The following is a 26396-nucleotide window of genomic DNA, read 5'->3' as shown; positions in this document are numbered from 1 at the left end:
ATCAGGGGATCTGAAATGGTCCCCGCCCTCAAAACCCCTTGTCCGTATCTGGACAAGGGGTGTTTTTTTGACATCACATCAGCTTGGGCGGATCAATGACGCACGCATGTCGTCCATCTCTTGGCGCAAAAAGCATCCTTGCGCGTGATCATTGATCAGGCCCATCGCCTGCATGAACGCAAACACGGTGGTCGGCCCTACGAACTTCCAACCGCGTTTCTTGAGATCCTTGGAAAGGGCAACGGACGTCGGCGACGTTGACATCGACTGCGGCGGGTCAACCTCATCCGGTTTCGGTTCAAACCGCCAGAAATAGGCGGCAAGTGATCCTTCCTCGGCCACCATCTCGCAGGCCCGTTTGGCATTGTTGATCGATGCTTCGATCTTGCCGCGATGGCGGATGATCCCGGCATCGCCAAGCAAACGTTCAACATCCGCATCATCAAACTGCGCGACCACATGAAAATCGAAACCGGCAAAGGCTTTGCGGAAATTCTCGCGCTTGGTCAGGATCGTGCGCCAGCTTAATCCCGACTGGAATCCCTCAAGACAGATTTTCTCAAACAGCCGGATGTCATCGGTCACCGGAAAACCCCATTCCGTGTCGTGATAGGCGTTAAATTCCGGCGCCGCATCACACCAGGCGCACCGGCATTTTCCATCCGTTCCGATTGTTGTTTTGCTCATCGCTCAGGCCATCAGGAAATCAAAACGTTGATCGGCACGCGCAGGCGAGATTTCCAGAATCTCGGCGCTAACGATCCCCTCGACAACGAACGGATCTTCATTCACGCGGGTTTCAATCTCGTCGCGTGACACACCATGGGCCAGAACCGCACCGCCCATATTGGGTTGCAGGCTGCCGACCATCAGAAACACGCCATCATCAAAACCCTGTTTGATCCACGCTTTGTGCGCGTCCATGAATTCCGGGGCCTTTGGGCGGTTTTCGGCGAATTTCAAAAAGATCGCAAACATCGTCTACTCCCTGTCTGGATTGTTTTTGTTGGCAAGATCGGCAATCTGATCGTCCAACCAGGTGCACATCAGCTCGACCTCGTGATGCAGGAACCGGTCATCATCAAACGCATTGGCAAGGGTCGCCACACCCTGACTTCGGCCAAGGATATGCATGGCCAATTCATCGGATTTGTCGCCAAAACCCAACCGTTCGAACTGCCGGCACAACCAACTGCGAAACAGGGTAAACAGCGCCGCGGCATCGCTTTTGGCCGCGTGATTCAGTTTCGCCAGTTCTGACGACAACGTACCCACCGGGCAGCCGTATTTTCGGATTTTCTCGCCATTGACGATCAGAATATGAATGAAGCTTCGAATACGCTCCGCCGGGTCTGATCCGGCAATTTCCCAGCGATCAAGCATCTGCTCGGTATTGGCAAGGCGACGATTGATCACCCCATCAAGGATGTCATCCTTGGTCTTGAAGTGATGATAAAAGTTGCCGCGCGATATGCCGACGGTGGTTGCAATATCGGCAAACGATGTTGCCTCGAAGCCGTGCTGGTAAAACAGCAGGTCCGCTGCCTCGACAATCCGTTCTCGTGTTTCTGTTGCCATTTTCCGATATGCCGCCCGATTGACCTAGGATTAGGACAACTGTCCCAGATCCGAAATTAGGTCAATTGTCCTATTCTGTCAACAAGACAAAAAAGCACCCGCAAGCATCGCCTGCGGGTGCCGGAAAATTCGGTGATAAATATTCTGGGTTTCTATCAGTCGCGCCAGAAGGCCGGGAACAGCAGAACCAATACAGTGAACACTTCAAGACGGCCGATCAGCATGCCAATCGACATCAGCCACTTCGCCCCGTCCGGCAGGGTCGCAAAGTTGCCTGACGGGCCAACAATCGGGCCCAGTCCCGGTCCGACATTGGCAATCGCCGTGCCGGCACTCGATACCGCGGTGATGAAATCAAGTCCCATTGCACCAAGTGCTGCGGCCAGAACCACAAAGCAGAACACAAACAGGAAGAAGAAGCTCAGCACCGATTCCGTAACATCTTCCGAAAGCGGTTTGCGGTTATAATAGGCAATGAAAACGCCATGCGGACGCAGCATGTGCGAAAGCTGGATCTTGGCGATTTCATACAGAACCTGAAGGCGGAAGATCTTCACCCCGCAGGTTGTCGAACCCGCACAGCCGCCAATAAACATGACAAAGAAGAACACCGTCACCGCAAACGGTCCCCAAAGCCCGTAATCGGTGGTGGCATATCCCGTACCGGTCATCACCGACACAATGTTGAAGGACGTAAAGCGCAACGCATACAGGAAATCGACATTGTTGGTTTCCGAATGCCAAAGCGCGAGGCCGACAACGATGGAAACCGCGATTGTGATAAACCAGCGCACCTGACTGTCGCGGAACAAGGCCCGACCCTGCCCGCGCAACATCTGCAGATACAAAATAAACGGCAACGCCCCCGTCGCCATGCCAAGCGTGATGATCACGTCAATCGCTGCACTGTCATAATGCCCGATTGACGCATCCTTGGTCGAAAAGCCGCCGGTGGCAATCGTCGTCATGGCATGCGCAATCGCATCAAATGGCGTCATGCCCGCCGACCACAACATAATCGCCCAAAGGCCCGTGAAGCTCAGATACAGCATCGCGATACCCATCGCGATCTGGGTTGCGCGCGGGAACGCCTTGTCCGATTTGTCGGAGTTTTCCATGCGGAACAACTGCATCCCGCCAACGCGCAGCATCGGCATAACGGCAATCGCCATGACAATAATCCCGATCCCGCCAAGCCACTGCAACAGTGCTCGCCACAGCAAGATCCCCTGCGGCGCGGTATCAAGGCCGACAATCACGGTCGATCCGGTGGTGGAGATACCTGACATCGCTTCGAAAAACGCGTCGGTATAGGACATATCAAGATCGGAAAAGGCAAAGGGCAGCGCCGATGCCGCCGTCAAAACCAGCCAGCTCAGCGTGGTCAGGATAAAGGCCTGGCGTGAATTGATCTTAAGATTGTCCATGCGGTTCATCATGATCAATGCCCCGCCGATAAACAGCGACACAAAAGACGCCGCCGAGAACACGATCCAGTCACGCTGCCCGTAATAAAGGTCGACCAAAGCCGGAATGAACATGCCAATCGACAACGTACAGAGCAAAATGCCGACGATGAAAAGAATGGGACGGAAATCGATCAATGAAGCGCCTCTTGGCACATACACCGCGAAATCCCCCCGGACAAACGGCATATGGTGCGTCTGATGTTCTGTTTTCGGAAGCCACTGCATACCCGAAAATTCGGTCTGCATGTACCCCCTTCATCACAAGCAGCGAAATTCTTGGCATATGGGGCCACAATGTCCAGTCCTTTTAAGCTGTTGCACGCTGCCTTGCGGTCGGATTTTCGCGATCATCAACACGATTTGTTCGCGCCCGCACCCTGATTAATGAACCACCGTCACCTTTGATCCGACTTTCAGTATCTCCACACTGCGCGACTATCACCACTTAACTATGTCTATAATTCTTATTGATTTCTGATAGTTCACCTGTTGATCAGAATCATTCCAATATAATCGCCGGTTTCTTTTGGCTTTTTCATCATCACACAAACAAGGCAAACCTGCCTGTATTTGATATTGTGTCGTGCAACATGGCGCGCTTTCCCCTAAATTAGCCGGATCAAAAACGATGAGCTCAATCATCGGTGCCTGCCTTGTGACTATCCTTGGGGAGCTTCCCGTGTGGGGAAAGAAATTATACTTCGCGATCATTCTGTGCGTTCTGCTGGCGGTCGGGTTTCTGACCACGAGTTTTGTAAGCTTCTATGTCGCCCGGGATTCTCTTGAAGAACAGATTTCCGAAAGCACGCTTCCGCTGACCAGCGACAATATCTATTCCGAGATCCAGCGCGATCTGCTGCAGCCGATCTTTATTTCTTCGTTGATGGCCCATGATACGTTCTTTCGCGACTGGGCCCTTTCCGGCGAAACTGATCCGGAACGGATCACCAAGTACCTCGCCGAAATTCAATCGCGTTATGACACGATCACAGCCTATTTCATCTCGGAAGAGACCCGGAACTATTATCACCCGACCGGCGTGATCAAACAGGTCAGCGAAGATGATCCGGCCGATGGCTGGTATTTCCGTGCGCGCGACGGGAAGCAACCTTACGAGATCAATATCGACCACGACACGGTTGATCGGTCGCGCCTGTCGATCTTTGTCAATTATCAGGTCCGCGATTATGACGGCAATGTCATCGGTATTACCGGTGTTGGTCTGGCCGTCAGTTCGGTTACCAATCTGATCGAAACCTATCAGGCGCGCTATGGCCGAACGATCTATTTCATCGACACCGAAGGCCACGTTACCCTGCGTGGTAGCGGCTTTGGCGATGCCCACAGCCTGCAGGAACGGCCCGGCATGCGCACCCAGGCCACCAAAATCCTGACCTCGCCCGGCGCGTCGATCAGTTACGAACATGGTGGACACACCTATTTCGTCAACAGCCGCCTGGTGCCTGAATTTGGCTGGCTTCTGATAGTTGAACAAAGTGACTACTCATCTGACGCACGTCTTCAGAACACCCTGTTCATCAATATCGCGATTTCGTTGCTGATCACGATTGTGGTCGGGCTGATCGCCTTCCTGACCGTGCGCAATTATCAGAAGCGCCTCGAAGAACTGGCATCGCGTGACAAACTGACCGGCACGTTTAACCGTCAGATCTTTGACATGATCTTTGATCAGGCGGTTCAGAACGCAAAACGGCAAAAGGCGCCCCTGTCGGTGATGTGTTTTGATGTTGATGGCTTCAAGGCAATCAACGATGGCTATGGCCATCCGGGCGGGGATGCAGCGCTTCGCGAAGTTCTGACCATGGTCCGCCAGAATGTGCAGGACTCCGACGTGATCTGTCGCTGGGGCGGGGATGAATTTGTTGTTCTGTTCCCCGGAAAAGATCGCAAGGAAGCCATGACAAAGGCCCGCGAACTTGCCGACTCTGTCCGCAATGCACCGGTCCGTTTCGGGCGGGATCATATTCCGGTCACCATCAGTGCCGGTATAACTGAATACCGCGATGGCGAGGATCTTGATACCTTGATGGCCCGTGTTGATAACGCGCTTTATACCGCCAAGGCATCCGGCCGCGATCATATCTCCCTGTCCTGATCCATTGGGCCGCGACCAGATACAAAACACCCCCGGCAGAATGGTCTGCCGGGGGTGTTTTTTGTTTATTTAATTCGCTTCCGTGCGCGATCAGTCGGCGATAGATGCCTCGGCGATCTGGACTGCGTTAAGCGCAGCACCCTTAAGCAACTGGTCACCGGCAACAAACAGCTCCAGACCATGATCACCAAAGATCAGGTTGGTACGAATGCGGCCAACTTCGACGTCATACTGTTCGGTCGCGGTCAGCGGCATCGGGTATTTGTTGTTTGCCGGATCATCGACAAGTTTGACACCCTTGGCCTTTGCCAGCACTTCACGGGCCGCCTCCGGGGTAACAACCTTTTCGGTTTCAACCACGATGGCCTCGGAATGGGTACGTTCGGTCGGAATACGAACCGCGGTGCACGATACCGGAAGGTCCGGCGCGCCAAAGATTTTACGCGTTTCCCAGGTTACTTTCATTTCTTCACGGGTGTAACCGTTGTCCTGGAAAGTATCGATATGCGGGATCACGTTAAACGCAAGCGGCGATGAAAACACCTCTGCCGGGACCGGCTTGCCAGCAAGACCAGCTGCCAGACCTTCGCGCAGTTCGTTCATGCCCGGCTGACCGGCACCCGATGCGGCCTGATAGGTCGATACGATCACTTTCTTCAGGCCAAAGGCCTGATGCAGCGGCCAAAGGGCAACTGCGGCAATCGCCGTGGTGCAGTTCGGGTTCGCGATCAGTTTTGCCGTTTTGGCAAGGTGACCATTGATTTCCGGCACGATCAGCGGAACATCGTCATTCAGACGGAACGCCGAGGAGTTATCAATCACCAGCGCGCCTTCGGCAATCTTGGGTGCATATTCCTTGGCGAAATCACCGGAAACAGCAAGGAAGACAATGTCGCACTGCTTGGCTTCTTCAACAGAAAACAGCGCGACGGTCTTAGTGCCGAATTTAGTCTCCACGGTCTTGCCTGCTGAACGCTCTGACGCGAACAGGGTGAGTTCACCCACAGGGAACTTGCGATCAAACATTACATTGATCAGCTCGACGCCAACCGCACCGGTTGCGCCAATGACACCGACATGGAGATTTTCGGCACTCATAATAGTTGTCTAACCTCGCAATAAATTTGTTGTCATATTCGACTGCCGCGATCATTCGCGGGCCGCGCATTATAAGGATTAATCAAGGTAACGCAAATGTACCTTGCTGCATTGCATTCATGCGCGGTTCTGATTGGGTAAAAACGCACCGGACAACAGATTGTTCCATGGCGATTTTAAACGGGCTGACATAAAAAATCCGCCCTTCAACAGTACCACCGCCAAGCAGACGTCAAAGGGCGGATTTAGCCGCCATAAAGACGACATATCCAGACTATGAAAGAGAATCGGCTGATCGTTTTAATGTCCGATCAGGCGAATGCACTGATCACATAAGGCAATGTTTGGCGAAATCGGTCGCCTCGTTTGCCGTCCAGTCGCCTTTCGGCTTTTCCTTAAGGTCATTGCACCATTCCTCGCTGCCCACCTCGGGCGAGCATGCGGAAACAGCACCAGCCAGGAAAAGGACCGCAAGGCCCCCGGCGATTTTGGTCGTGATCGTTTTCTGCAGTTTCATGTCCGTGTCCACTGTTTGTGTGTTTGTTATTGACGCTACAAACTTATACACGGCGCGAAAATGACGCAAAGTAAACCTTCGGTCTGTGGCAACCATCACAGACCGACAGCAACAATCGACAAAATGAAAATCAGGGATCAGTCGCGCCAGAAGGACGGCATCAACAGCACAAGAAGCGTCTCGAACTCAAGCCGGCCCAGCACCATGGCAACATCCAAAATCCACTTTGCGGAATCCGGCAAGGACTGGAAATTACCCGCCGGTCCAATGATATTGCCAAGCCCCGGCCCGACATTGGCAAGTGCTGTTGCCGCCGCACTCATCGAGGTAATCAGATCAAGCCCCGTCAAACCGAGGGCAATCGTCACCGCGATATAGCTGATGGTCAAAAGGAAGACATAGACCGTTACGGCGTTATAGATGTCGGATGTGATTTCGTGGCGGTCAATGCGGCTGACCACCACGGCAGACGGGCTGCGCAGGCGCATGAAATGGGCGCGAAGCCCGGTAAACACGACATACAGGCGAAACATCTTGAACCCGCCCGATGTTGATCCCGAACAACCGCCGATAAAGGTCGCAAAGAAAAACAGCATGACCGCGGCCGGGCCCCACAACAGGTAATCCCCCGATGCATAGCCCGTGGTCGTAATCACCGATACAAGGTTGAACGCCGCCATGGTCAGCGACCGGAAGAAGCCGTCATCTGAAATCTGCAACAGCCGCAGCGTCAGCAAAAATGTAAAACCTGCAATGATCAGGCAGAACAATTTGATTTGCTGATTGCCGATCACGGCCTTGATCGCCCGTTTGCGCAGAAAAACCGCATAGGCGGTAAACGGCAAACCGCCAAAGAACATGAACAGGATGGCAATCCAGTGCAGCGACAGGCTGGTGTCAAACTTGGCAAATGAAAGATCCGACGTGGCATAGCCACCAGTCGACAGCGTCGTCATGCCGTAATTGATCGCATCAAACCATCCCATGCCAAAGATGCGATACAGCACAATGCACACCAGGGTCAGAACCGAATAGATCATCACGATCTGCAGGCACATGTCGCGCATGCGACCACTGAGTTTTTCCGACCGATCCGAGCTTTCCATCTGGAAAAGCTGCATGCCGCCAACCCGCATCATCGGCAAAAGGGCAAGGGCGGTCACAATGATCCCGATCCCGCCAAGCCACTGCATGATCGATCGCCAGATCAGCAATCCCGGCGGAAGTTCATCCAGCCCCGACAGGATGGTTGATCCGGTCGTCGTCAGGCCCGATACGGTTTCAAACACCGCATCACAGAAACTGATTTCAAGCGATGAATACCAAAGCGGCAAGGACCCGGTCAGGCTAATCGCAATCCATGACACCACGGTCAGGACATAGCCCTGACGTGCTGTCACACGCGGGCCGATATCAGATCGGCAGGCAAGACACGCCATACCGCCAAGCCCGATGGTCGTGATCGAGGCTTGGGCGAAAATTTTCCAGTCCGGGTTGCCATATGCAAGATCAACAGCAGCAGGCACCATCATCGATATACCGATGATAATGACCATAACCCCGACAACGAAAAAGATGGGTTGCAGACGGAACAAGCAAGCTTCCCTGACAGCAAAAGACAAACCCGCTTGTAGCGCCAATTGACAATTGATGCATCCGGTTATTGTGCATGACACCATTGATGGCAATTCCCGCTGCCCGCCATCTACCGGACAAGGGCGTCATCATTTTGCCGTTCTTTTTGCTTGTTCTTTTGCCATGACCGTTGTGTCATTCTTGCCAAATACTCACCCCGCAGATCTTTGAGGCCAGTGTGAAACGCGTTATCCGCCTGATCGTCCTTCTTGCCATTCCGGCCTTAATTGCCATTGGCCTTCACTGGCACAGCGCACCGGTCCATGCGGCTGACAACGCGCCCCAACTTGCTGATCCGGCCGGACTGGAAGCCAGGGGCCGCGATGTTCAGGTGATTGACGGCGATACCATCATTATTGCAGGTCAGGTGCTTGATATCGCCGGCATGGATGCCCCGGAACTCGGTCAGCAATGCCTGCATAATGGCAGTTTCTGGGACTGCGGCATGTCTTCGGCCATGCAATTACGGAAATATTTCGCCATGGCGCCGTTTGATGTCCATTGCTGGCCCGGTGATCAGGAACGCGCGGGCAAGGCCGATGATTTCCCCATCGTCGAATGCGGGATCGGCGAACGTGACGTGGCGGCGGCAATGATCAGCGACGGTGAAGCGCTGCCGATTGCAGGCTACTCCCATCGCTATGACCGGCTGTCGCGCGATGCCGACAATGCCGGCATCGGCATCCATGGTGGCGATATGATTGCTCCGTCTGACTGGCGGGCGGGTAAACGGCTTGACGGTGAAACCGGACGCTGCCTGTTCATCGCTGACGGCAAGGGCAATTACCTCAGCACCCTTGATCCGCGCTTTGCCGATTTTGCTTCAGATACCAAAATCTGCAGCGACGAAGAGGCACGTGACATGAACCTGAACTATCTACCGCCATCACCGTAACCGGCCCCTTTTTGGTGGCAGGTGCATCTTTTGGCGTCTTCGCGCGTCTTCCTGTTTATCGCTTCGATCAAACAGGAGAATACGATGCGCCTGCAACTTGCCTTGAATGTGAAAAACCTTGACCGTGCCATCGCGTTTTACAGCGAAATGTTCGCAAGCCCGGTGCACAAACAACGGCCGGGATATGCCAATTTCGAAATTGAAAACCCGCCGCTTAAGCTGGTTTTGTTCGAACACCCGGCAGCAACCGAAAACCTGAACCATATCGGTGTCGAATGTCTCAGCGAGCAGGCGTTTGAAACCGCCTCAGCCCGGCTGCATCAAAGTCATCTTGTCACCAGCGGCGTTGCTGAAACCGGATGTTGTCACGCAAAGCAAACCAAGTTCTGGACAACAGGACCAGACGAACTTGACTGGGAGTGGTATCGTATTCTTGACGATGCGCCACATGACCAGTCTGGCGATCAACAAACGTCGGGGGCTGGCTGTTGTGGCCAACAACCGGGCAAGGAATTGCAATCAGATCAGGTGTGCTGCGCGTAAAGAACCATGAAGTTTGCATCGACACATCACACAACTTCAGACTGGCAGGCCTTGCAAAAAGGCCTGCGCAGTTTCGTCTATCACCGTCTTCCCCAGGACGCAGTCGACGATATTGTTGCCGACATCCTTGAAACGATTATCCGCAAAAAATCGGATCTTCGGTTGGCATCCAATCCATCTGCTTGGATTTATGCCGTCGCACGCAGCAAAGTGGCAGACTTCTATCGACGACAGGGGCGCGAACATACCGCACTTCAGACCCTTAATACCGACCCGACCCTGTTGAACCATGACGAGCCGCACGACAAACCCGGTTTGCATGACTGCGTGATGGGCTTCATTGGTCGATTGAGCGAAACCGACCAAGCCATTCTTGAAGAAATCGATATCAACGGCACACGACAAACCGACTTCGCCATCCGCAATGCCATCGCCCTCCCTACAGTGAAGTCACGCGTCCAACGCGCCCGAAACCGTCTGCGTGATCGGTTGGTTGCCTGCTGTCCGGGTGGCGACAAGGGCCATAATGAAGATGCCGGTGGCGATGCCACGGCATGCAATGGCGCATGCCAAAATACGGGCGCCTGTCCGCCGGACCGGATGTGATGATGTCTGTGGGAAAAGGCTTGGAGCGGGTGAAGGGAATCGAACCCTCGTATGCAGCTTGGGAAGCTGCCGTTCTACCATTGAACTACACCCGCGAAGCGCGCGATTTATAGCCCGCTTTTCCGATCAACGCAAGCCGGTCCCATCCAGATCCATCCAATTAATTGCCCGACCAAATACCGGAAAACTTTAGCCTTCCGGCACCATGCGCCAGATCGCACTGGCATGGTCATCGGAAATCAGGATCGACCCGTCGATATAGTGTTTCACATCGACCGGACGCCCGATCACTTCGCCATTGCTGCGCAGGAAACCAACAAGGAACGGGTTTTCTGTCACCGGCTTGCCATTGATGAATTCCACCCGGACCACCTCGTACCCATCAGGTATCGTTCGGTTCCAGGATCCGTGCAATGCAACCAGCGCATCCCCACCGTCAAAGGTGAAGCCAAGCGGCGCATTATGGGCATTAAAGGTAAATTCCGGGAAAGTGACTTCTTCTGGCACCGTTTCATCGGAAAATTGCGGGCTTCTGGTGTCGTTCCCCGCATACCACGGGTAGCCATAGAACTGGCCAGACTGGCTGGCACGATTAAGTTCCTCACGCGGGATATTATCGCCCAGCATATCGCCGCCATTATCGGTAAACCAAAGCTCGTCCGTTTCCGGATGGAAGGTCAAACCGACAGAATTGCGAATGCCGCTGGCATAGATGTCTGGTGCGCCGCCAGTGACCGGGATGGAGATGATCGTGCCTTCAAGGCCGCTGACCTTGCAGATATTGCACGGTGCCCCGACCGCAACAAACAAGCGATCGCCATCCGGTGACAAGGCGGCATAGCGCCAGCCATGATGGCGTTCATCAGGCAGATTGGTAAACAGTATCCGCGGGCGACCAAGGCTTTCGCCATCAAAATTGGCAAGATCATAGGACACAATGCGGTGCTGATCGGCAACAAACAGGGTCCCGGGTTTATAGGCAATCCCGTTGGCCAGCTTGAAGTCATCCGCAATCAGATTGACGTCCTCGGCAACGCCATCGCCATCCTGGTCACGCACGAAATAAAGGTTCGGCCCGCGCGTCCCGACAAAAGCGCCGTTAAGCTCCGGGGCAACCGCAATCGTCCGGGCGTTGCTGACCTCGGCAAACACCGAAAGGCGATATCCGCTTTCAGCCGTTAGCATCGATTGAACGCGTGCCACACGTTCGGAAACCTGCTGGGCCTGTGCGGAGATACTTAGCGCGGTCACAGCCGCGGAAGAGACAGCCCCCAAACACAAACGCCCGGCCCATCGGCGTGCGGTGTGCAACTGGCGACGGAAGTCCGGGCGTAAATATTGGGTCATCCTGAAATCTCCTTGTCTGGCAATCGGCCTTAAAAGGATACGGACAGTTTCCCCAGGTCGATCAGGGACAAGACCGCCTAATTTGATTGTATTGGCGGATATTCTATTGGCGAGATACTAGGAAAAGCCCGCAGGATGGGTCTCATCCCTTCCAAGGGTTTTGACGCAGGAGTTCGCCAATAGAATATCTGTCCTGCGGATCAATCGGATTTGTACGAGCTACTTTGTCGCGAAGCCTTGAAAGATAAAAATCTTCCTTCGGCCCCGCTTCGCGTATTCGAACAAATCTGATTGACCAATTCAATTAAATTAGGCGGTCTTGTCCCTAACGAACGCGTTCAGAGATCGGGGCGTTGACCGACAGTTCCATGTCCCAGGGGAAGTAAATCCAGGTGTCCTGGGAGACTTCGGTCACAAAGCTGTCAACGATTTCACGGCCAAGCGGCTTGGCATAAACGGTTGCGAAATGCGCATGCGGCAGTTTTTCGCGCACAGCCTTGGCGGTTTTGCCGGTATCGACCAGATCATCAATGATCAGCATATCGGTGCCGTCACCCTTGATGTCTTTCAGCCATTCCAGATCGCCACGCGTCTTGTCAGAGTAGCTGCGTACGCACACCGTATCAATCAGGCGAATATCAAGTTCGCGTGCAATGATCGCCGCCGGCACAAGACCGCCACGGGTGATTGCCACGATTCCCTTGAACGGGCCTTTTTCCAACAGTCGCCATGCAAGTGCACGGGCATCGCGATGCATCTGTTCCCAGGAAACCGGGAAACCTTTGTTATAAGCAGCTTCGCTCACAAGAATTCTCCTGCGCCAGATCGGTTCGCCAAATGAATGTGCCCCGGAGATTACCTAAAGGCGTAACCCAAAGGCATCACCATCCAGACCCGCATTCCACAAAATTAAGCCGCTTAACTACGCCCTGTTGGGCCCGAAGGCAAGTATTCGCTGGCGTGTTCGTTTCTTACTCGGCATTCAGCCTTGCTTACAGGAGTGCTGGAAAAATCAACGCTAATTTTCTGGATCGGTTTTGCGCAGCATAAAACGAGATTTATCCGAATTTGGTCACGGATATCCGAATCAAGACAAAAACGACAAAGTGCGGTTTGTACATCGTTTTAAACGTTTGAGTTTGGATGTAGGGAACAAGGAGACAAAAACTTAAAAAAGTGTTGGAAAGACGATGAAGTTAAAAATTATGTCAAAAGCCAGGATCGGCGGTCTATTTGTCGCGGCAAGTGCACTGATTTATCCTTATGTTGATGCTCATGGTGTTGAGCAAAACATAGAAATTATTGGCGATACCGGCGGCGGGCAGAGTATTGAATCTCTGGAAAATCAAGGCGCTGGCGGTAATGCAAATGCTCAGAACGCCAATCTTCTTCCAGGTAAAGCGCATGATATTGCCGTAGATAAACTGGGGAACAGATATGCGGTAGGGTCCCAAAAAGGCATGAATGGCTATGCCCTTTACAAGTGGGCGGCAAACTCTGCGGCATGGCAAAAAATGAATGGTGAAGCTGTGCGCATAACGGCGAGACCCAAACAAGCCTGGATTGTGAATACACAGGGTCAGGTTTTTTATGAAAGTGGCCCAACCTGGAGAAATGTACCGGCACCGATCGCGAAAGATATTAGTGCGGGTCGTGATACCGTATGGATCACGACACCAAATGACGAGATTTTTCGCTATGTGCCACAAGGAACCCTTGAATTTGTAGCGTCGCAAGATCAGCTGGCTTTTAACAATGGAGTCGGCGGCTGGGCGCGCGTGAATGTTAATGCTGTAAAGGTTGAACTCGATGATTCGGATAACCCTTGGATAATCGATAAAAGCGGGCAGCTGAACCGATTTCATGCTGGAAAGTGGCGGGCAATCAATGCGCCAAAAGCGATTGACTTAAACGCGTCGGAGCCGGGCAACGTCGAGTTTGTTGATGAAAAGGGCGATGTTCTTCAATATGAGGTTACAACAAATAGATGGTGGTATCTGTCACAGTCGAAGGATACGGTTGCCATAGGTGGCAGCAGTGGAGAACTGCTTAAGTTAAGCAAGAACTTGGATATTTTCAAAGTGCGTTAATTTCTGATGCGACTTGTTGATATTAAGATGAAGTGGGGTATGGACATGCCCTGCTTCATTTTTTTTGTATAATCTTATCCCTTATACGCCAAAAATAGGTCGTATTTCGGGGTTATCGAAGGTCGTATTCCACAAAATTAAGCCGTTTAACGACGCCGAGTTGGGGACGATGGCAAGTATTCGCCGGTAAGTTTTTTTACTTTGCGTTCATCCGCGCTTGCAGCAGGGTTGAAAAATCACTGCCGAGTTTCTGGATCGCCGATGACCAGTCGCCGGGTTTGTCCTGACGATAGATCCGCAAGGTCGGATACCACGGGCTATCGGCCCGATGCACCATCCAGCGCCAGTCGGTCGTATAAAGCTGCAACATCCAGACCGGCACGCCAAGCGCGCCTGCCAGATGGGCTGGCGAACTGTCAATCGTGATCACCAGATCCATCGCCTGCATCAATGCGGCACTGTCACCAAAATCATGAATATGATCGCCGAGATCGGTAACAAAGGCATGCAGACCAAGCTTGTCGATATCACCGCGGCGATCATCAATCTGGAAGCTGTAAAATGCTGCCCCCTTGGCCGACAAGATCGGCAGCAACGTCTCAAGCGGGCAGGAACGATCGCGCGGGTTAAGCTTGCCCGCCCAGATCAGCCCGACCTTAAGCACCGTGCCCGGCGGCGGTGCCAGACGCGCACGTTTGCCCTGCGGCGCGGAGATGTAGCTATCGGTCGAGATTTTCTGAAGCTCTTTGGATCCGATGCCCATCACATGCGGCAGGCTTAAAAGCGGCACATGCACATCAAATTCCGGAAGCGGCCGGCCCTTTTCCACAACGGTACCCACACCCGAAACGGTCTTCATGATCGGGATCAGTTCCTTGCGGCATTCAAGGATCACATGTGCGGCCTTTTGCGCCACCAGCGGCACGAAACGCGCAAACTGGATCATGTCGCCAAAGCCCTGCTCGGCACGCAGTAAAATGCGTTTACCGCGAAGATCAGCTTTGCCATCCCACTCGGGCGCTGTTTCAAGCGGCCGGATCGGATTATCGGCAAGTTTGCGGCGCGTCTCGTACCCCGCCCAACCTTCGGCATAGTTGCCAAGCGCAAGATGCGCCAGTGACTTGTCCCAGTTGGCATCGACATAATCGGGGTCAATCGCAAGCGCACGCTCGAAATAGTCAAGCGCCTCTTCAAAGCGGTTCATATCGCGATACACAAGGCCGGTATTGAACGTATGCGACTTCACCGTGTCATCGAGTTCAAGCGCCTTCTTGTGCGCAACAAGCGCCTCGTCAAAGCGCATCATTTCGCGCAGGCAATTGCCCATATTCGACCACAAGCCGGCATTCCCGGGGCGCAAGTCTGCCGCCCGTCGATAGGCAATCAGGGCTGCCTCGAACTTCTTGCTGCGACGAAGCGCCACACCAAGGTTGTTCCATACATCCGGTTGATTGGGGTTCTGGCGCAGGGCCGTGCTGTATAGGCGGATGGCATCGTCAATCTGACCAGCCTGATGGGCGGCAAGACCGCGCTGAAACAGGTCACTGATCACCTGTCGGCGCTGAACCGCGGCATCACCATTTTTGGCCGATGGCATGCTTTGATCGCTGCTGGCAACGTCTTGGGTTTTCGGGGTGGCGTCCTTAGCCGGGATCACCGGATCATCCTGTTTGGCTGCCATATTGTCCGCAGATGGCTTTGATGCCTTCTTTGCCGGTCGTTTTTTGCGCGTTGTCGCCGCTTTCGCCATTCCTGTTCCCCCCGGTGCCTTTGCCCTTATCTGGCAAAAGCCATCGCCCCCATTAAAGGCATTTCCCACAGACTGACCACGGCGCTGACCGCCCGATTCGGCGGCATGTGGCCTTTCCTGCACAAAGCATAATTTACCAAAAAAGCCTTACCAATAAGTGGATTTATTCATTTGGTTTTATGGAAATGGAATATTCACCACGCCCATCGTTTCTTGTTTCAGTAATTTTACCAGATGGGGTAGCCTCAGCGGCATAACAACAAACCAGAATGTAGTCGTCACGCCTTTGTGCCTCATTACGGAAAAATAAATGCACGAATTGGTCACTGTGAACATCACACAGGGCAACAATTCGTCACAACCTGACTGTCGGTAACATGATCGGAGCTTCAGGCCGATCACCGACATCAGATCTAGGGATTGGGTTAATTCTGCCTTTGAAGGATTGGGAGACCGTAAATGGCCGAACCTAAGAGATCCGGTGCCTCCGTCGGACGTAAAGTAATTTTTGTGATTGTGGGACTTCTCATCGTCGGCTTTGCCGCGATGATGACCATCCAGACCGTCTCGCAACGCAATGCCATGATCGAAATCATGTATAATGAATCGGTCGAAAAAACCGAAATGCTGTCAACCGCGGTTCAGCCGGGCTTCATTGCCATGGACGGCGCATCCGTCGAAAAGGAATTCCGCAAGATCACTGACAAGGAAGGCTCGCAGCTGGCAAGCCTGATCGCGGCAAATCCTGATGGCGATGCCATAGGCACCTATCAATCGGAAACACTGAAAAAGCATGATCTGGCAGCCCTGATCGAGCCATATCTCGGGCAGCTTGAAAACAAGGAAGTCATCAGCTTCATTTCCGAAGATGCCGTAATCGTCGGTGCCCCGATCACCAAATACTCCAAGCGCCGCGACGAAGATCAGTATCGGGGCATGCTGGTCACCGCCTGGTCACTTGATCGCGTCAACGCCGAAGTCCAGCAAGCCGTTATCATTCAGGTCGCCCTGGCTGCGGCCATTCTGGTGGTTTTGCTCGGCGTCACATGGTTTGTCCTGCGCCATCAGATCCTGACCCCGATGGTCAAGATCAATGGCGCGATGCGGTCGCTTGTTGATGGCGAACTGGATGTCGATATCCCGGGCCTTAAGCGCAATGACGAAATCGGCGAAATGGCGTCATCGGTCGAAATCTTCAAGGAAAACGCCAAGCGCGTCGCCCAGCTTGATCGCGAACGCGAACAGGAACGCGAACGCGCCGAGGCCAAACGCCGCGAAGCCATGGCGGCCCTTGCCGGCCGGTTTGAACAAACCGTCATGGGTGTGGTCGATGGCGTGTCTGGTGCATCTGGCGAAATGCAGGAAGTCGCCCAGACCATGGTGGCCGCCGTGCAACAAAACGAAGCCGGATCACAGGCCGTGGTTGCCGCTGTTGAGCAGGCCAACCACAGTGTCGAGACCGTCGCAAGTGCCGCCGAACAGCTTGCTGTTTCGATCCGCGACATCAGCGCACGTGTGAATGAAACTTCGAACATCACCGCCAATGCCTCGACCGAGGCAAACCGGGTCAATGAAATGGTTCAGGGGCTTGATGTCTCGGCCCAGAAAGTCGGCGAAGTCGTCCAGATCATTCAGGCGATTGCCGAACAGACCAACTTGCTGGCACTCAACGCAACGATCGAGGCCGCCCGTGCCGGTGATGCTGGCAAGGGCTTTGCCGTGGTCGCCAACGAGGTCAAAAACCTCGCCAACCAGACCGCGCGTGCGACCGAGGATATCTCGGAACAGATTTCCGGTATTCAGGGCTCGACCCAGCAGGCGGTTGGCGCGATTGACGGGATCACCGGCATCATTGCCAATCTGAACGATATCGCATCCGAAGTGGCGGCTGCGGTCGAAGAACAGGGTCAGGCAACCACGGAAATCTCGACCTCGGTTCAGCAGGCGGTTCAAAGCACGCAGGAAGTGTCCAACCACATCCGCGAAATGCAGGAAGCCGCCCGCCAGACCGGCGAAGCCGCCCATCAGGTATTGGGCGCGTCTGATAAGCTTAACAGCCAGTCGGGCACGCTGCGCGGTGAGGTTGGCAACTTCCTCAATGAAGTACGCGCAAGCTAAGCTTCATCTGGCTTAAAACCAAAAAACGCCGCCCGGTTTTCCGTGGCGGCGTTTTTGTTTTTAGATGTGGTCCTAGCGTAATGGATCGCGGTTTCTTGCATCCTCATCAAGGCGCATCATCATCATGTCGTCGAGATCGGTATAACCATGTAAACGATAAAGCGGCTGCATATCCGCTGTCGCCAGAAGCCAGCGTTTCACACGCCTTAGCTCCGGATGATTATGCAACGCATCGATCATTTTGGCGGCAATTCCCATGCGGCGATAATCCGGATCGACAAACACATCGGCAACATAGGCAATGGCGATCTGATCACTGACCACACGCGCAAAACCCACCTGACGGCCATCGCAATAGGCGCCGACAGGAAATGACATCTCGACAGATCTATCAAACTCACCGCGCGTCCGCCCGGCGGCCCAATAGGACGCAGCGATAAAATCATAGCAATATTCAAGATCAATCCGTGACCGATCCAGGCTGATTTCAATGGTTTTGTCGCCATCTGCCATCATGGTCGTCCCACAAGGTATCGTCTCATAAGGTGATTGGGTTATTTCAGGTAAACCGCCACAGCCAGTGCCGCAATCGCCACCCACATCACAAGGGATTGGCGCGAAAATCCGCTAGATTTGCTTTGCCCGTTATTTGGCTTTCCACGCATGGCGGCAACCGTGTCGGGATGCAGGCGTAAACCCTGATCGGTAAAGACGGCGGATGCCTGTTCCGCGGCTTCGATCACGCGCGGTAATCGGCGCAACATCGTGCCAGCCTGAAGGGTGGCTTCCTTGATCTTGGCTTCCGGACCAAGGTTTTCACGCATCCAGTCTTCGATCAGCGGACGCGACAGTTCCCACATATTCTCATTCGGGCTGAGAATACGTGAAAGCCCCTCTGCAACGATCATGGTTTTTTGCAGCATCAGAAGCTGCGGCTGCGTTTCCATGCCGAACTGTTCGGTAATCTGGAACAACTGCCCCAACAACCGCCCGACGGAAATATCGGCCAGTTCCTTGCCCAGGATCGGCTCGCCAATCGAACGACACGCCTGCTGGAAGTTTTCAAGTGACTGGTTGCGCGGCACATACCCCGCTTCGAAATGCACCTCGGCCACGCGGTGATAATCACGCGTCAAAAAGCCCAGCAGCATCTCGGCCAGATACAGGCGCGTTTGCTTGTCCACCCGGCCCATGATGCCGAAATCAACCAAACTTACCCGGCCATTTTCATCAACAAACAGGTTGCCCGGATGCATATCAGCATGGAAAAAACCGTCGCGGAAAACCTGTTGGAAAAATGCCCCGGCCGCCTTGGCCAGCAAGTCCGACCGGTCAATGCCCATGCGATCAAGGGCTTCGACATTATCAATGCGCACACCCTTGACCCGTTCCATGGTCATCACGTGTTCAGCCGTGCGTTCCCAATCGATCTGCGGGATGTAATAGGTCGGATCGTCTTCGAAATTTTGGCGGAACTCCGATGCTGCCGCCGCCTCGAACCGCAGATCCATCTCAAGATGGACACTGTCTTCCAGCGCCTTGACCGTTTCAATCGGTTTCAGACGACGCAGGCGCGGCTGGGTCAGTTCGACAAGTTCCGCAATCCAGTAAAACAGGTCCATGTCGCGCGCAAAGCGATACCGGATATCCGGGCGCAGGACCTTGACCGCCACTTCGCGCCCGTCGGTCGTGGTGGCGAAATGCACCTGCGCGATCGATGCTGCGGCAACAGGCGTTTCATCAAATTCGGCAAACAGCACGTCAAACGGTTCAGCCAGCTGTTCGGTGATGATGCGTTTGGCAACCTTGGCCGAAAACGGCGGCAGGCGATCCTGAAGCGACGAAAGGTCGGCCGCCACATCATCGCCGATCAAATCGGATCGGGTCGCCAAGGTCTGGCCAAGCTTGATAAACGCCGGGCCCAATTCCTCAAGCGCACGGGCCAGTCGTTTGCCCGGTGGCAAATCAGACCGGCGCGAAAACGGTGCGGTCAGGCGGGCCAGAAAAGCCACAAGCTTGCCGCCCGGCACAAGGGCCAGTGGGAATAACGCATCATAGCGCGCCAAAGTGCGCGCCATGGCAAGCAGGCGAAAGCTGTTACGAATAAAACGGATCATGCGTCAAACGCCCTTATATCCGCCAACCGGAATGAATAGCTGCAATCCCGCCAGACAGGTTGCGGTATTTGACCCGCTCAAAGCCGGCCGCCCGGATCATCGATGCAAATGTTTCCTGATCGGGGAACTTGCGAATGCTTTCCGCCAGATACTGATAAGCTTCGCGATTGCCCGCAATAAACCGGCCGATTTCGGGTAAAAGCTTGAATGAATAGGTGTCATACAGCTTATCGAACCCCGGCACGACGACCTTGGAAAATTCAAGACACTGGAACTTTCCACCCGGACGCAGGACGCGATAAGCCTCTGAAAGTGCTTCTTCAATGCGGGTCACATTGCGAATGCCAAAGGCGATGGTATAGGCATCAACCGACTGGTCGGGCAGCGGCAATTTCTGCGCATCGCCCACCGTCCAGTTGATGTTTTTCAGGATCCCGTGATCGACCGCGCGGTCGCGCCCGACATGGAGCATCTCATAGTTGATGTCACAGACCGTGACAGAGCCACCGCCATTTTTCAGGAAGCGAAACGCAATATCCCCGGTGCCCCCGGCAACATCGAGCAACTTCATGCCCGGACGCGGCTTGAGCTCGTTGATGAAACTGTCTTTCCACAAGCGATGCACGCCACCGCTCATCAGATCGTTCATCAGGTCATATTTCGACGCAACAGTGTCGAAGACCTCGCGCACCATGGATGCCTTCTGGCTTTCGGGAACATCACGAAAACCAAAGTGGGTTGTGTTTTCGCCGGTTTCGCCCGCGGCAGGGTCTGTGTTCTTGCTCATGGCCGGGAAAATAGCGCAGCAATGATTATCCTGCCAGTGGAAAGCCACGACAAAACGCAAATATCCTGTTGGATCGTGGTCATTTCTGTTAAGTCAATCTGACGCGACAAGCGTTTGCCAAGAAGATTAGAGCGACGACAAGAACAGGATGCCCCGATGACCTGCATGGTAAAAATCTGTGGAATTAACAGCGAAGATGCCGCGATTGCAGCCATGAGTGCCGGGGCAGATGCCCTTGGATATGTCTTTTTCCCGCCAAGCCCGCGCCATATCTCGCTTAAGGGTGCCAAGACGCTCACCGAACGGGTCCCCAACAGCATCTATAAGGTTGGCCTGTTTGTCGAAGCCGGTGACGAGGCGCTTGAAAACGCGATCAAGGCCGGCAATCTCGACGTCATCCAGCTTCATGGCAAGGAAAGCCCGGAACGCGTGGCCGAGGTCAAGGAACGCTTTGGCCTCAAGGTCATGAAGGCCATTTCCGTCAGCACCGCAAACGACATCGAAACGGCCCGCAAAAACTATGACGGCGTTGCCGATTTTCTGTTGTTTGATGCCAAACCGCCCAAGGACAGCATCCTTCCCGGCGGCAATGCGGTTTCATTCGACTGGACGCTTCTGACCGGTCAGAATTTCCAAAGCAACTGGATGCTGGCCGGCGGACTTGATCCCAGCAATGTCGCCGAGGCCGTCAAGATTACAGGCGCCCCGTGGGTTGATGTGTCATCCGGTGTCGAACGCAGCAAGGGGGTCAAGGACCCGCGCAAAATCTCGGCCTTCATCCAGGCGGCAAAAGGGTACTGATCCTTCTGAGCAACTGCGATCAGAGCTGATTTAACCATTTCTGAAATGATTGGGCGCAAAACTGCCCGGGCAATAGTGCACTCCATTGCCCGGACAGAGTACGCGCGACATGAAACCGACCCTTCGATCAAGAACCCAGAAACTTCTGCACGGTGTTGACCGGGAATCGCGGTTTTCGCTGTTTGTGCATCTGGTTCTGGCCAGCGCGATCATCATCAATGTCGTCTCTGTGATTTTTGACTCGGTCGAAGCCTTTGCCGAACGCTATTTCATTCTGTTTGCCACAATCGAGATCGTTTGCACGCTGATCTTTGCCATCGAATACGGCCTGCGTGTCTGGTCCGCCCCGGACAATCCGCGCTTTGGTGGCCGATTTGCGCGTCTGCGCTATATGCTGACACCGATGGCGTTGATTGACCTTCTGGCCATCCTGCCGATCTTCCTGTGGTTCTTTACCAGCATTGATTTGCGCTTTATCCGTATTGTCCGGTTGCTGCGCCTGTTGAAATTCACCCGCTATTCCACCGGGCTGGAATTGATGATGCTGGTGTTTCGCCAGCAAATGGGCATTTTCGGTGCCGCCAGTGCCGCACTTGCCTGCATGCTGGTTTTCAGTGCCGGGGCAATTTACCTCGCCGAACACGAAGCCCAACCTGAACAATTCTCCAACCTGCTCGATGCGCTCTATTGGAGTGTCATTACGCTCGCCACGGTTGGCTATGGCGATGTTGTGCCGATTACGCCGTTTGGCAAACTCCTTGCCAGCATCATCTCATTGACCGGGATCGGGATTGTTGCCGTCCCGGCCGGTATTCTGGCATCGGCCTTTAACGCCGAATTGCGTCGGCGCGAAGCCGAATATCGCCATCAGGCCACCCGCCAGTTGCTGGGCAAACGCCTGACCGAACGGGTCCGTAACAAACTGCGATCGCATCAGGAAGAACTCGGCATCAGTGAAGAACAGGCGCAGTCGATCATTGAGGACATCCGCGATGTCCATCGCAATGAAAGCGATGAAATCCTGACCTGTCCGCATTGCCATCAGCCGCTTCATCTTGAACTGCACGACACCGAAACAACACCCACGCCGCAAAAGTCTTGACGCCCGGTTTTTTTGGGCACATGGTTGGGCCATGAAAACACACGGCATGAACCCGACCCGCATTGCAAATCGTTGGTGGTGGCTCGCTTAAGCGGGCGGCCAAAACTCGTGCCCTAAACATACCGGCCGCCTCATTCTTGCAGGCGGCTTTGTGTTTTCAGACTTCTTCTTCCTTGTCTTAAGATCACATGGCTCCTGCGGCGAAAGGCCCACACAGGAGTAAAAAACGTGACGACCCCGACAAGCCAGACCGGCATTTCCACTGACAGCAGCGACTATCGCTACACCACCGATGGCGGTGTTTCGGTCATCCGCCGCATGACCGAAATGCCCTACGAAAACGCAACCGAAGGCCTGATTGATGCGCTTGATGCCACCAAGGGCGTGTTGCTGTCTTCAAGCTATGAGTTTCCGGGGCGCTATTCACGTTGGGATATGGGCTTTGATGCGCCACCGCTTGAAATTGTCGGGCGCGAACGCGGCTTTGCTGTGCATGCACTCAATGATCGTGGGCGGGTGTTGCTTGATGTCATTGCAAGTGCGCTTGAAAACCATCCCCATGTCGAAAACCTGACCAACGGCGAAGACGGGCTTTATGGCGTGGTCAAAAAACCCGCCGCCTGGTTCCCCGAGGAAGAACGCAGCCAGCAACCCAGCCTGTTTTCGGTCGTCCGTGCGCTGCGTGATCTGTTCGGGCACAAGGGCGATGAACGTCTTGGTCTGTATGGCGCCTTTGGTTATGACATCGCGCTTCATTTCGAACAGATCAATCTGGCACAAGACCGCCCGGCGGACCATAAGGACATCCACCTGTTCCTGCCCGATCAGATGGTGACAGTCGACCATGCCTCGCGCGTCGCCACCCGGTTTGATTATGAATTCATCGCCCCCGATGGCCGCAGCACCGCCGGGTTGGAACGCATTTCCCAACCCCATCCGCCATCACGCGGCAACAACGCCGCCATCGAAAACGACATGAAACAGGGCGAATATGCCGCCATTGTTGAGGATGCCAAGCACCGCTTTGCCCGTGGCGAATTGTTCGAAGTCGTACCCAGCCGCGTTTTCCGCACCGCCTGTGATGTCAAACCGTCGGAAATTTTCCGCCGTCTCAAGCGTCGCAACCCCGCCCCTTACGGCTTCCTGATCAATCTCGGCGACGGTGAACACCTGATCGGCGCATCGCCCGAAATGTATGTCCGGGTCAAGGGACAGCGTATTGAAACCTGCCCGATTTCCGGCACCATCGCGCGTGGCCGCGACGCGATTGAGGATGCCGAAAATATCCGCACATTGCTGAACTCGGCCAAGGAAGAATCGGAACTGACCATGTGCACCGATGTCGATCGCAACGACAAGGCACGCGTCTGCAAACCGGGCAGCATCCGTATTCTGGGCCGGCGTCAGATCGAAATGTATTCCCGCCTGATCCACACGGTCGATCATGTCGAAGGTCGCCTGCGGGATGGGTTTGATGCGCTTGATGCCTTCCTGACCCATTGCTGGGCGGTCACGGTTACCGGTGCGCCCAAGCGTGCTGCGATGAAACATATCGAGGCCGTCGAACGCAGTGCGCGCGCCTGGTATGGCGGGGCGATTGGCGCTGTTTTGTGCAATGGCGATCTGAATACCGGCCTGACGTTGCGCACTGTGCGGCTCAAACAGGGTGTCGCCGAAGTCCGTGCGGGTGCGACGCTTCTGTTTGATAGCGAACCGGACGCCGAAGAAGCCGAAACCGTCCTTAAGGCATCAGCAATGATCGATGCCGTCACCCGCGATGCCAAGGATGAGGTTACCCTTGATCCGACGGTATCAGGCGTTGGCAAGCGCGTGCTTCTGATCGATCACGAAGACAGCTTTGTGCAAAACCTTGCCAGCTACATCCGTGCGACGGGTGCCGAAACGCTCACACTCCGTCCGGGCTTTCCCGATCAGGCGTTTGAGGATTTCAAACCTGATCTGGTGTTCCTGTCACCCGGTCCCGGGCGGCCGGATGACTATCACCTGCGCGACAGCATCGAACGTGCCCTTGCGGCGGGCTTGCCGGTATTTGGGGTTTGCCTTGGTCTTCAGGGGATTGTCGAATTCTTTGGCGGATCACTGGGTCAACTTGTCACACCGATGCATGGCAAACCGTCAAAGGTGAAACTCGATACAACTGATCCGCTGTTTGATGGCCTGCCCGAAGACATCGTTGTCGGACGCTACCATTCCCTGTTTGCCAAGGCGGCTGAAATGCCAGCCGACCTTACGGTCACGGCGCGCAGTGACGACGGGGTGATCATGGGTATCCGCCACAAAAGCCTGCCGATCAGTGCCGTGCAGTTCCACCCCGAAAGCCTTTTGACCCTTCAGGGCGAAGTCGGCATGCGCATGATCGCAAACCTTCTGCGCAACCCGCATGGCGAACGCCCCGATGACAAGATCGAAGACCCCGAACAGGACGACACGACAAACAAGGAAGATACAGCGACCGATCACAAGGCCGCCTGACCATCATCAAACACCCTGATCTGCGTGGCGTGCCAAGCCCCCCCCCTGTCAAGGCACCGCAAACCGCAGATCACACACAGCAACGGCCGTGCTCCTCCCTCGCGGCCGTTGCTTCTTTTTTGCTCAGGGGAGTTTGATACCGTGATCAGGCGTCGTCATCATCAAGCGAACCGTCGATTACGGAGTAATCCGGCGGCGGGGCCTGACGGAATTTTTCCGGGTCACCCTTGCGTTTGTCGCGCGTGCGCGAAATCCAGCCGCCGTAATGGGCTTCGGGCTTGGGTTCGGTCGGCGCACCGGCACGCACCGGGCGCGGGGCAAACCGGCCCAGATTGATAACGCGGTCATACATCACGATATTGGCGGCAATCGCCACATTGACACAGAAACTCATCGGGATCTTGATGATGAAATCGCATTTTTCCTGCATTTCATCAGACAGGTTTCCGCGTTCCGGACCCAGGATATAGGCGGCCTGCGACGGATGCTTGAAGCTTGGCAGTTCAATCGCATCAGGTGTCAGTTCGACCCCCACCATGCGGCAGCCTTGCGGCAGGAACAGGTTTTCGTGATCGGGGAAATGATAGTAGGGCATCTGTTCGCCCGACTTCGATGTATCGGTGATGTTGGAGCGTTCCTCACGGAAATCTGCATCCACCGTAAACGCAAAACTTGCGCCAAAGGCATGGGCAGAACGAAACAGGGTGCCCACATTCAAAGGCTTGCTTGCCCCTTCAATTCCAATCCCGAAATAGCCGCGCATATCTTCCTCCGTGCCGCACCAGACAGCCGGTCTCGGGCCGGTGCGAAAACAACTCCATAAAAAGAACTGTAGGGGGCTATAGCGCCCCGGGCACGATATGGCAAGCACACCACGGGCAATGCTGCCACCCGCTCCTGTAGCTGGTTGCCCTAACCGAATGCCCTAACTGATCTGGCAAAACAATTTGGAACAACACCGCTGCTGCTTCGTTGATTCTAGCAAAGGGCACAACATCCCTTGGTCGAGCAAACCGTCAACCAAAACAGGAGACGATAATGAATTGGGACCAAATCGAAGGACGTTGGAAACAGCTTACCGGTGACGTCAAAAAACAGTGGGGTCGCCTGACCGACGATGATGTCGATACCATTGATGGCCAGCAAGACAAACTGGTCGGCAAGATTCAGGAAGCCTATGGCATTCAACGCGAAGAGGCCGACCGTCAGGTTCGCGAGTGGTTCAATCGCCTTTAAGTGATTTGATTTAAGCCATAACCGGCCATTCCCCCGTTCGTTTCGCGCGCAGCCCAAGATCCTCCCCTTGATTGCTGCGCGCGAAACTGCTTTTTATG

General features: G+C 54.4%; 24 protein-coding genes and 1 tRNA gene. 10 read left to right on the top strand and 15 right to left on the bottom strand.

Features of this window, described 5'->3' with window-relative positions:
* Nucleotides 1-78 precede the first annotated feature (78 nt).
* From IT893_RS00735 to IT893_RS00720, 4 genes are all read right to left on the bottom strand, one after another.
* Nucleotides 79-687 carry a DNA-3-methyladenine glycosylase I gene (locus tag IT893_RS00735; RefSeq protein WP_197146518.1) on the bottom strand — a complete coding sequence of 203 codons (609 nt, stop codon included), beginning with the start codon at nt 685-687 and terminating at the stop codon, nt 79-81.
* A gap of 3 nt (nt 688-690) precedes the next feature.
* On the bottom strand, nt 691-978 hold the full coding sequence (locus tag IT893_RS00730; protein ID WP_197146517.1) for a YciI family protein: 288 nt from the start codon (nt 976-978) through the stop codon (nt 691-693).
* Nucleotides 979-981: 3 nt separating this feature from the next.
* Complete coding sequence (locus IT893_RS00725; protein WP_197146516.1) at nt 982-1578, bottom strand: TetR/AcrR family transcriptional regulator; 597 nt, start codon at nt 1576-1578, stop codon at nt 982-984.
* A gap of 155 nt (nt 1579-1733) precedes the next feature.
* Entirely contained in the window at nt 1734-3293 is a 1560-nt protein-coding gene (locus tag IT893_RS00720) for a TrkH family potassium uptake protein (RefSeq protein ID WP_252724029.1), read from the bottom strand.
* Nucleotides 3294-3675: 382 nt separating this feature from the next.
* Here IT893_RS00720 and IT893_RS00715 point away from each other — a divergent pair, with 382 nt between their 5' ends.
* Nucleotides 3676-5163: a sensor domain-containing diguanylate cyclase gene (locus tag IT893_RS00715; RefSeq protein WP_197146515.1), complete on the top strand. Its 1488-nt coding sequence runs from the start codon at nt 3676-3678 to the stop codon at nt 5161-5163.
* A gap of 90 nt (nt 5164-5253) precedes the next feature.
* Here IT893_RS00715 and IT893_RS00710 read toward each other — a convergent pair whose 3' ends face one another.
* The 3 genes from IT893_RS00710 to IT893_RS00700 form a co-directional block, all read right to left on the bottom strand.
* Nucleotides 5254-6261: an aspartate-semialdehyde dehydrogenase gene (locus IT893_RS00710; protein WP_008889118.1), complete on the bottom strand. Its 1008-nt coding sequence runs from the start codon at nt 6259-6261 to the stop codon at nt 5254-5256.
* A gap of 328 nt (nt 6262-6589) precedes the next feature.
* Entirely contained in the window at nt 6590-6778 is a 189-nt protein-coding gene (locus IT893_RS00705; RefSeq protein ID WP_197146514.1) for a DUF3012 domain-containing protein, read from the bottom strand.
* Between the two features lie 137 nt (nt 6779-6915).
* Nucleotides 6916-8373, bottom strand: a complete 1458-nt coding sequence (locus tag IT893_RS00700; RefSeq protein WP_245227770.1) for a TrkH family potassium uptake protein — start codon at nt 8371-8373, stop codon at nt 6916-6918.
* A 218-nt stretch (nt 8374-8591) separates the two neighbouring features.
* Between IT893_RS00700 and IT893_RS00695 the strand changes: the two genes are divergently transcribed.
* The 3 genes from IT893_RS00695 to IT893_RS00685 all read left to right on the top strand — a co-directional run bounded on the left by IT893_RS00695 (nt 8592) and on the right by IT893_RS00685 (nt 10457).
* The gene (locus tag IT893_RS00695; RefSeq protein WP_197146513.1) at nt 8592-9308 is read left to right on the top strand and encodes a thermonuclease family protein; all 717 of its coding nucleotides are present in this window, start codon (nt 8592-8594) and stop codon (nt 9306-9308) included.
* Between the two features lie 84 nt (nt 9309-9392).
* Complete coding sequence (locus tag IT893_RS00690; RefSeq protein WP_197146512.1) at nt 9393-9851, top strand: ArsI/CadI family heavy metal resistance metalloenzyme; 459 nt, start codon at nt 9393-9395, stop codon at nt 9849-9851.
* 6 nt (nt 9852-9857) lie between these two features.
* Nucleotides 9858-10457, top strand: coding sequence for a sigma factor (locus IT893_RS00685; RefSeq protein WP_197146511.1), 600 nt, complete (start codon nt 9858-9860; stop codon nt 10455-10457).
* Nucleotides 10458-10478: 21 nt separating this feature from the next.
* On the opposite strand, the gene IT893_RS00680 is transcribed toward IT893_RS00685, so the two are convergent.
* From IT893_RS00680 to gpt, 3 genes are all read right to left on the bottom strand, one after another.
* Nucleotides 10479-10552, bottom strand: a tRNA-Gly gene (locus IT893_RS00680).
* A 94-nt stretch (nt 10553-10646) separates the two neighbouring features.
* On the bottom strand, nt 10647-11804 hold the full coding sequence (locus tag IT893_RS00675; protein WP_197146510.1) for a sorbosone dehydrogenase family protein: 1158 nt from the start codon (nt 11802-11804) through the stop codon (nt 10647-10649).
* Between the two features lie 325 nt (nt 11805-12129).
* Entirely contained in the window at nt 12130-12609 is a 480-nt protein-coding gene (gpt, locus tag IT893_RS00670; RefSeq protein ID WP_008889111.1) for a xanthine phosphoribosyltransferase, read from the bottom strand.
* Between the two features lie 385 nt (nt 12610-12994).
* On the opposite strand from gpt, the gene IT893_RS00665 reads away from it, so the two are divergent.
* Nucleotides 12995-13894, top strand: a complete 900-nt coding sequence (locus IT893_RS00665) for a tectonin domain-containing protein (RefSeq protein ID WP_063085675.1) — start codon at nt 12995-12997, stop codon at nt 13892-13894.
* Nucleotides 13895-14090: 196 nt separating this feature from the next.
* On the opposite strand, the gene IT893_RS00660 is transcribed toward IT893_RS00665, so the two are convergent.
* Nucleotides 14091-15644: a tetratricopeptide repeat protein gene (locus IT893_RS00660; RefSeq protein ID WP_197146509.1), complete on the bottom strand. Its 1554-nt coding sequence runs from the start codon at nt 15642-15644 to the stop codon at nt 14091-14093.
* A gap of 459 nt (nt 15645-16103) precedes the next feature.
* On the opposite strand from IT893_RS00660, the gene IT893_RS00655 reads away from it, so the two are divergent.
* Entirely contained in the window at nt 16104-17762 is a 1659-nt protein-coding gene (locus IT893_RS00655) for a methyl-accepting chemotaxis protein (RefSeq protein ID WP_064780427.1), read from the top strand.
* A 72-nt stretch (nt 17763-17834) separates the two neighbouring features.
* Here IT893_RS00655 and IT893_RS00650 read toward each other — a convergent pair whose 3' ends face one another.
* From IT893_RS00650 to ubiE, 3 genes are read right to left on the bottom strand one after another with little or no spacing between them, the layout of a single operon-like run.
* On the bottom strand, nt 17835-18278 hold the full coding sequence (locus IT893_RS00650) for a GNAT family N-acetyltransferase (RefSeq protein ID WP_252724028.1): 444 nt from the start codon (nt 18276-18278) through the stop codon (nt 17835-17837).
* A 38-nt stretch (nt 18279-18316) separates the two neighbouring features.
* On the bottom strand, nt 18317-19879 hold the full coding sequence (gene ubiB / locus IT893_RS00645; protein WP_197146508.1) for a 2-polyprenylphenol 6-hydroxylase: 1563 nt from the start codon (nt 19877-19879) through the stop codon (nt 18317-18319).
* A 13-nt stretch (nt 19880-19892) separates the two neighbouring features.
* Nucleotides 19893-20666, bottom strand: a complete 774-nt coding sequence (gene ubiE / locus IT893_RS00640; RefSeq protein ID WP_063085689.1) for a bifunctional demethylmenaquinone methyltransferase/2-methoxy-6-polyprenyl-1,4-benzoquinol methylase UbiE — start codon at nt 20664-20666, stop codon at nt 19893-19895.
* A 156-nt stretch (nt 20667-20822) separates the two neighbouring features.
* Here ubiE and IT893_RS00635 point away from each other — a divergent pair, with 156 nt between their 5' ends.
* The 3 genes from IT893_RS00635 (at nt 20823) to IT893_RS00625 (ending at nt 25062) form a co-directional block, all read left to right on the top strand.
* Entirely contained in the window at nt 20823-21467 is a 645-nt protein-coding gene (locus IT893_RS00635; RefSeq protein WP_197146507.1) for a phosphoribosylanthranilate isomerase, read from the top strand.
* 109 nt (nt 21468-21576) lie between these two features.
* Complete coding sequence (locus IT893_RS00630; RefSeq protein WP_197146506.1) at nt 21577-22569, top strand: ion transporter; 993 nt, start codon at nt 21577-21579, stop codon at nt 22567-22569.
* 228 nt (nt 22570-22797) lie between these two features.
* Nucleotides 22798-25062, top strand: a complete 2265-nt coding sequence (locus tag IT893_RS00625; protein WP_197146505.1) for an anthranilate synthase component I — start codon at nt 22798-22800, stop codon at nt 25060-25062.
* Between the two features lie 145 nt (nt 25063-25207).
* Here the strand turns inward: IT893_RS00625 and IT893_RS00620 are convergent, their stop codons facing one another.
* Entirely contained in the window at nt 25208-25825 is a 618-nt protein-coding gene (locus IT893_RS00620) for an RNA methyltransferase (RefSeq protein ID WP_197146504.1), read from the bottom strand.
* 275 nt (nt 25826-26100) lie between these two features.
* On the opposite strand from IT893_RS00620, the gene IT893_RS00615 reads away from it, so the two are divergent.
* Nucleotides 26101-26298: a CsbD family protein gene (locus IT893_RS00615; protein WP_063085705.1), complete on the top strand. Its 198-nt coding sequence runs from the start codon at nt 26101-26103 to the stop codon at nt 26296-26298.
* Nucleotides 26299-26396: the final 98 nt, after the last annotated feature.

It is taken from the genome of Thalassospira sp. A40-3, assembly GCF_015871485.1.
GTDB classification, from domain to species: Bacteria; Pseudomonadota; Alphaproteobacteria; order Rhodospirillales; family Thalassospiraceae; genus Thalassospira; species Thalassospira tepidiphila.
This window is presented reverse-complemented; position numbering and strand designations above follow the sequence as displayed.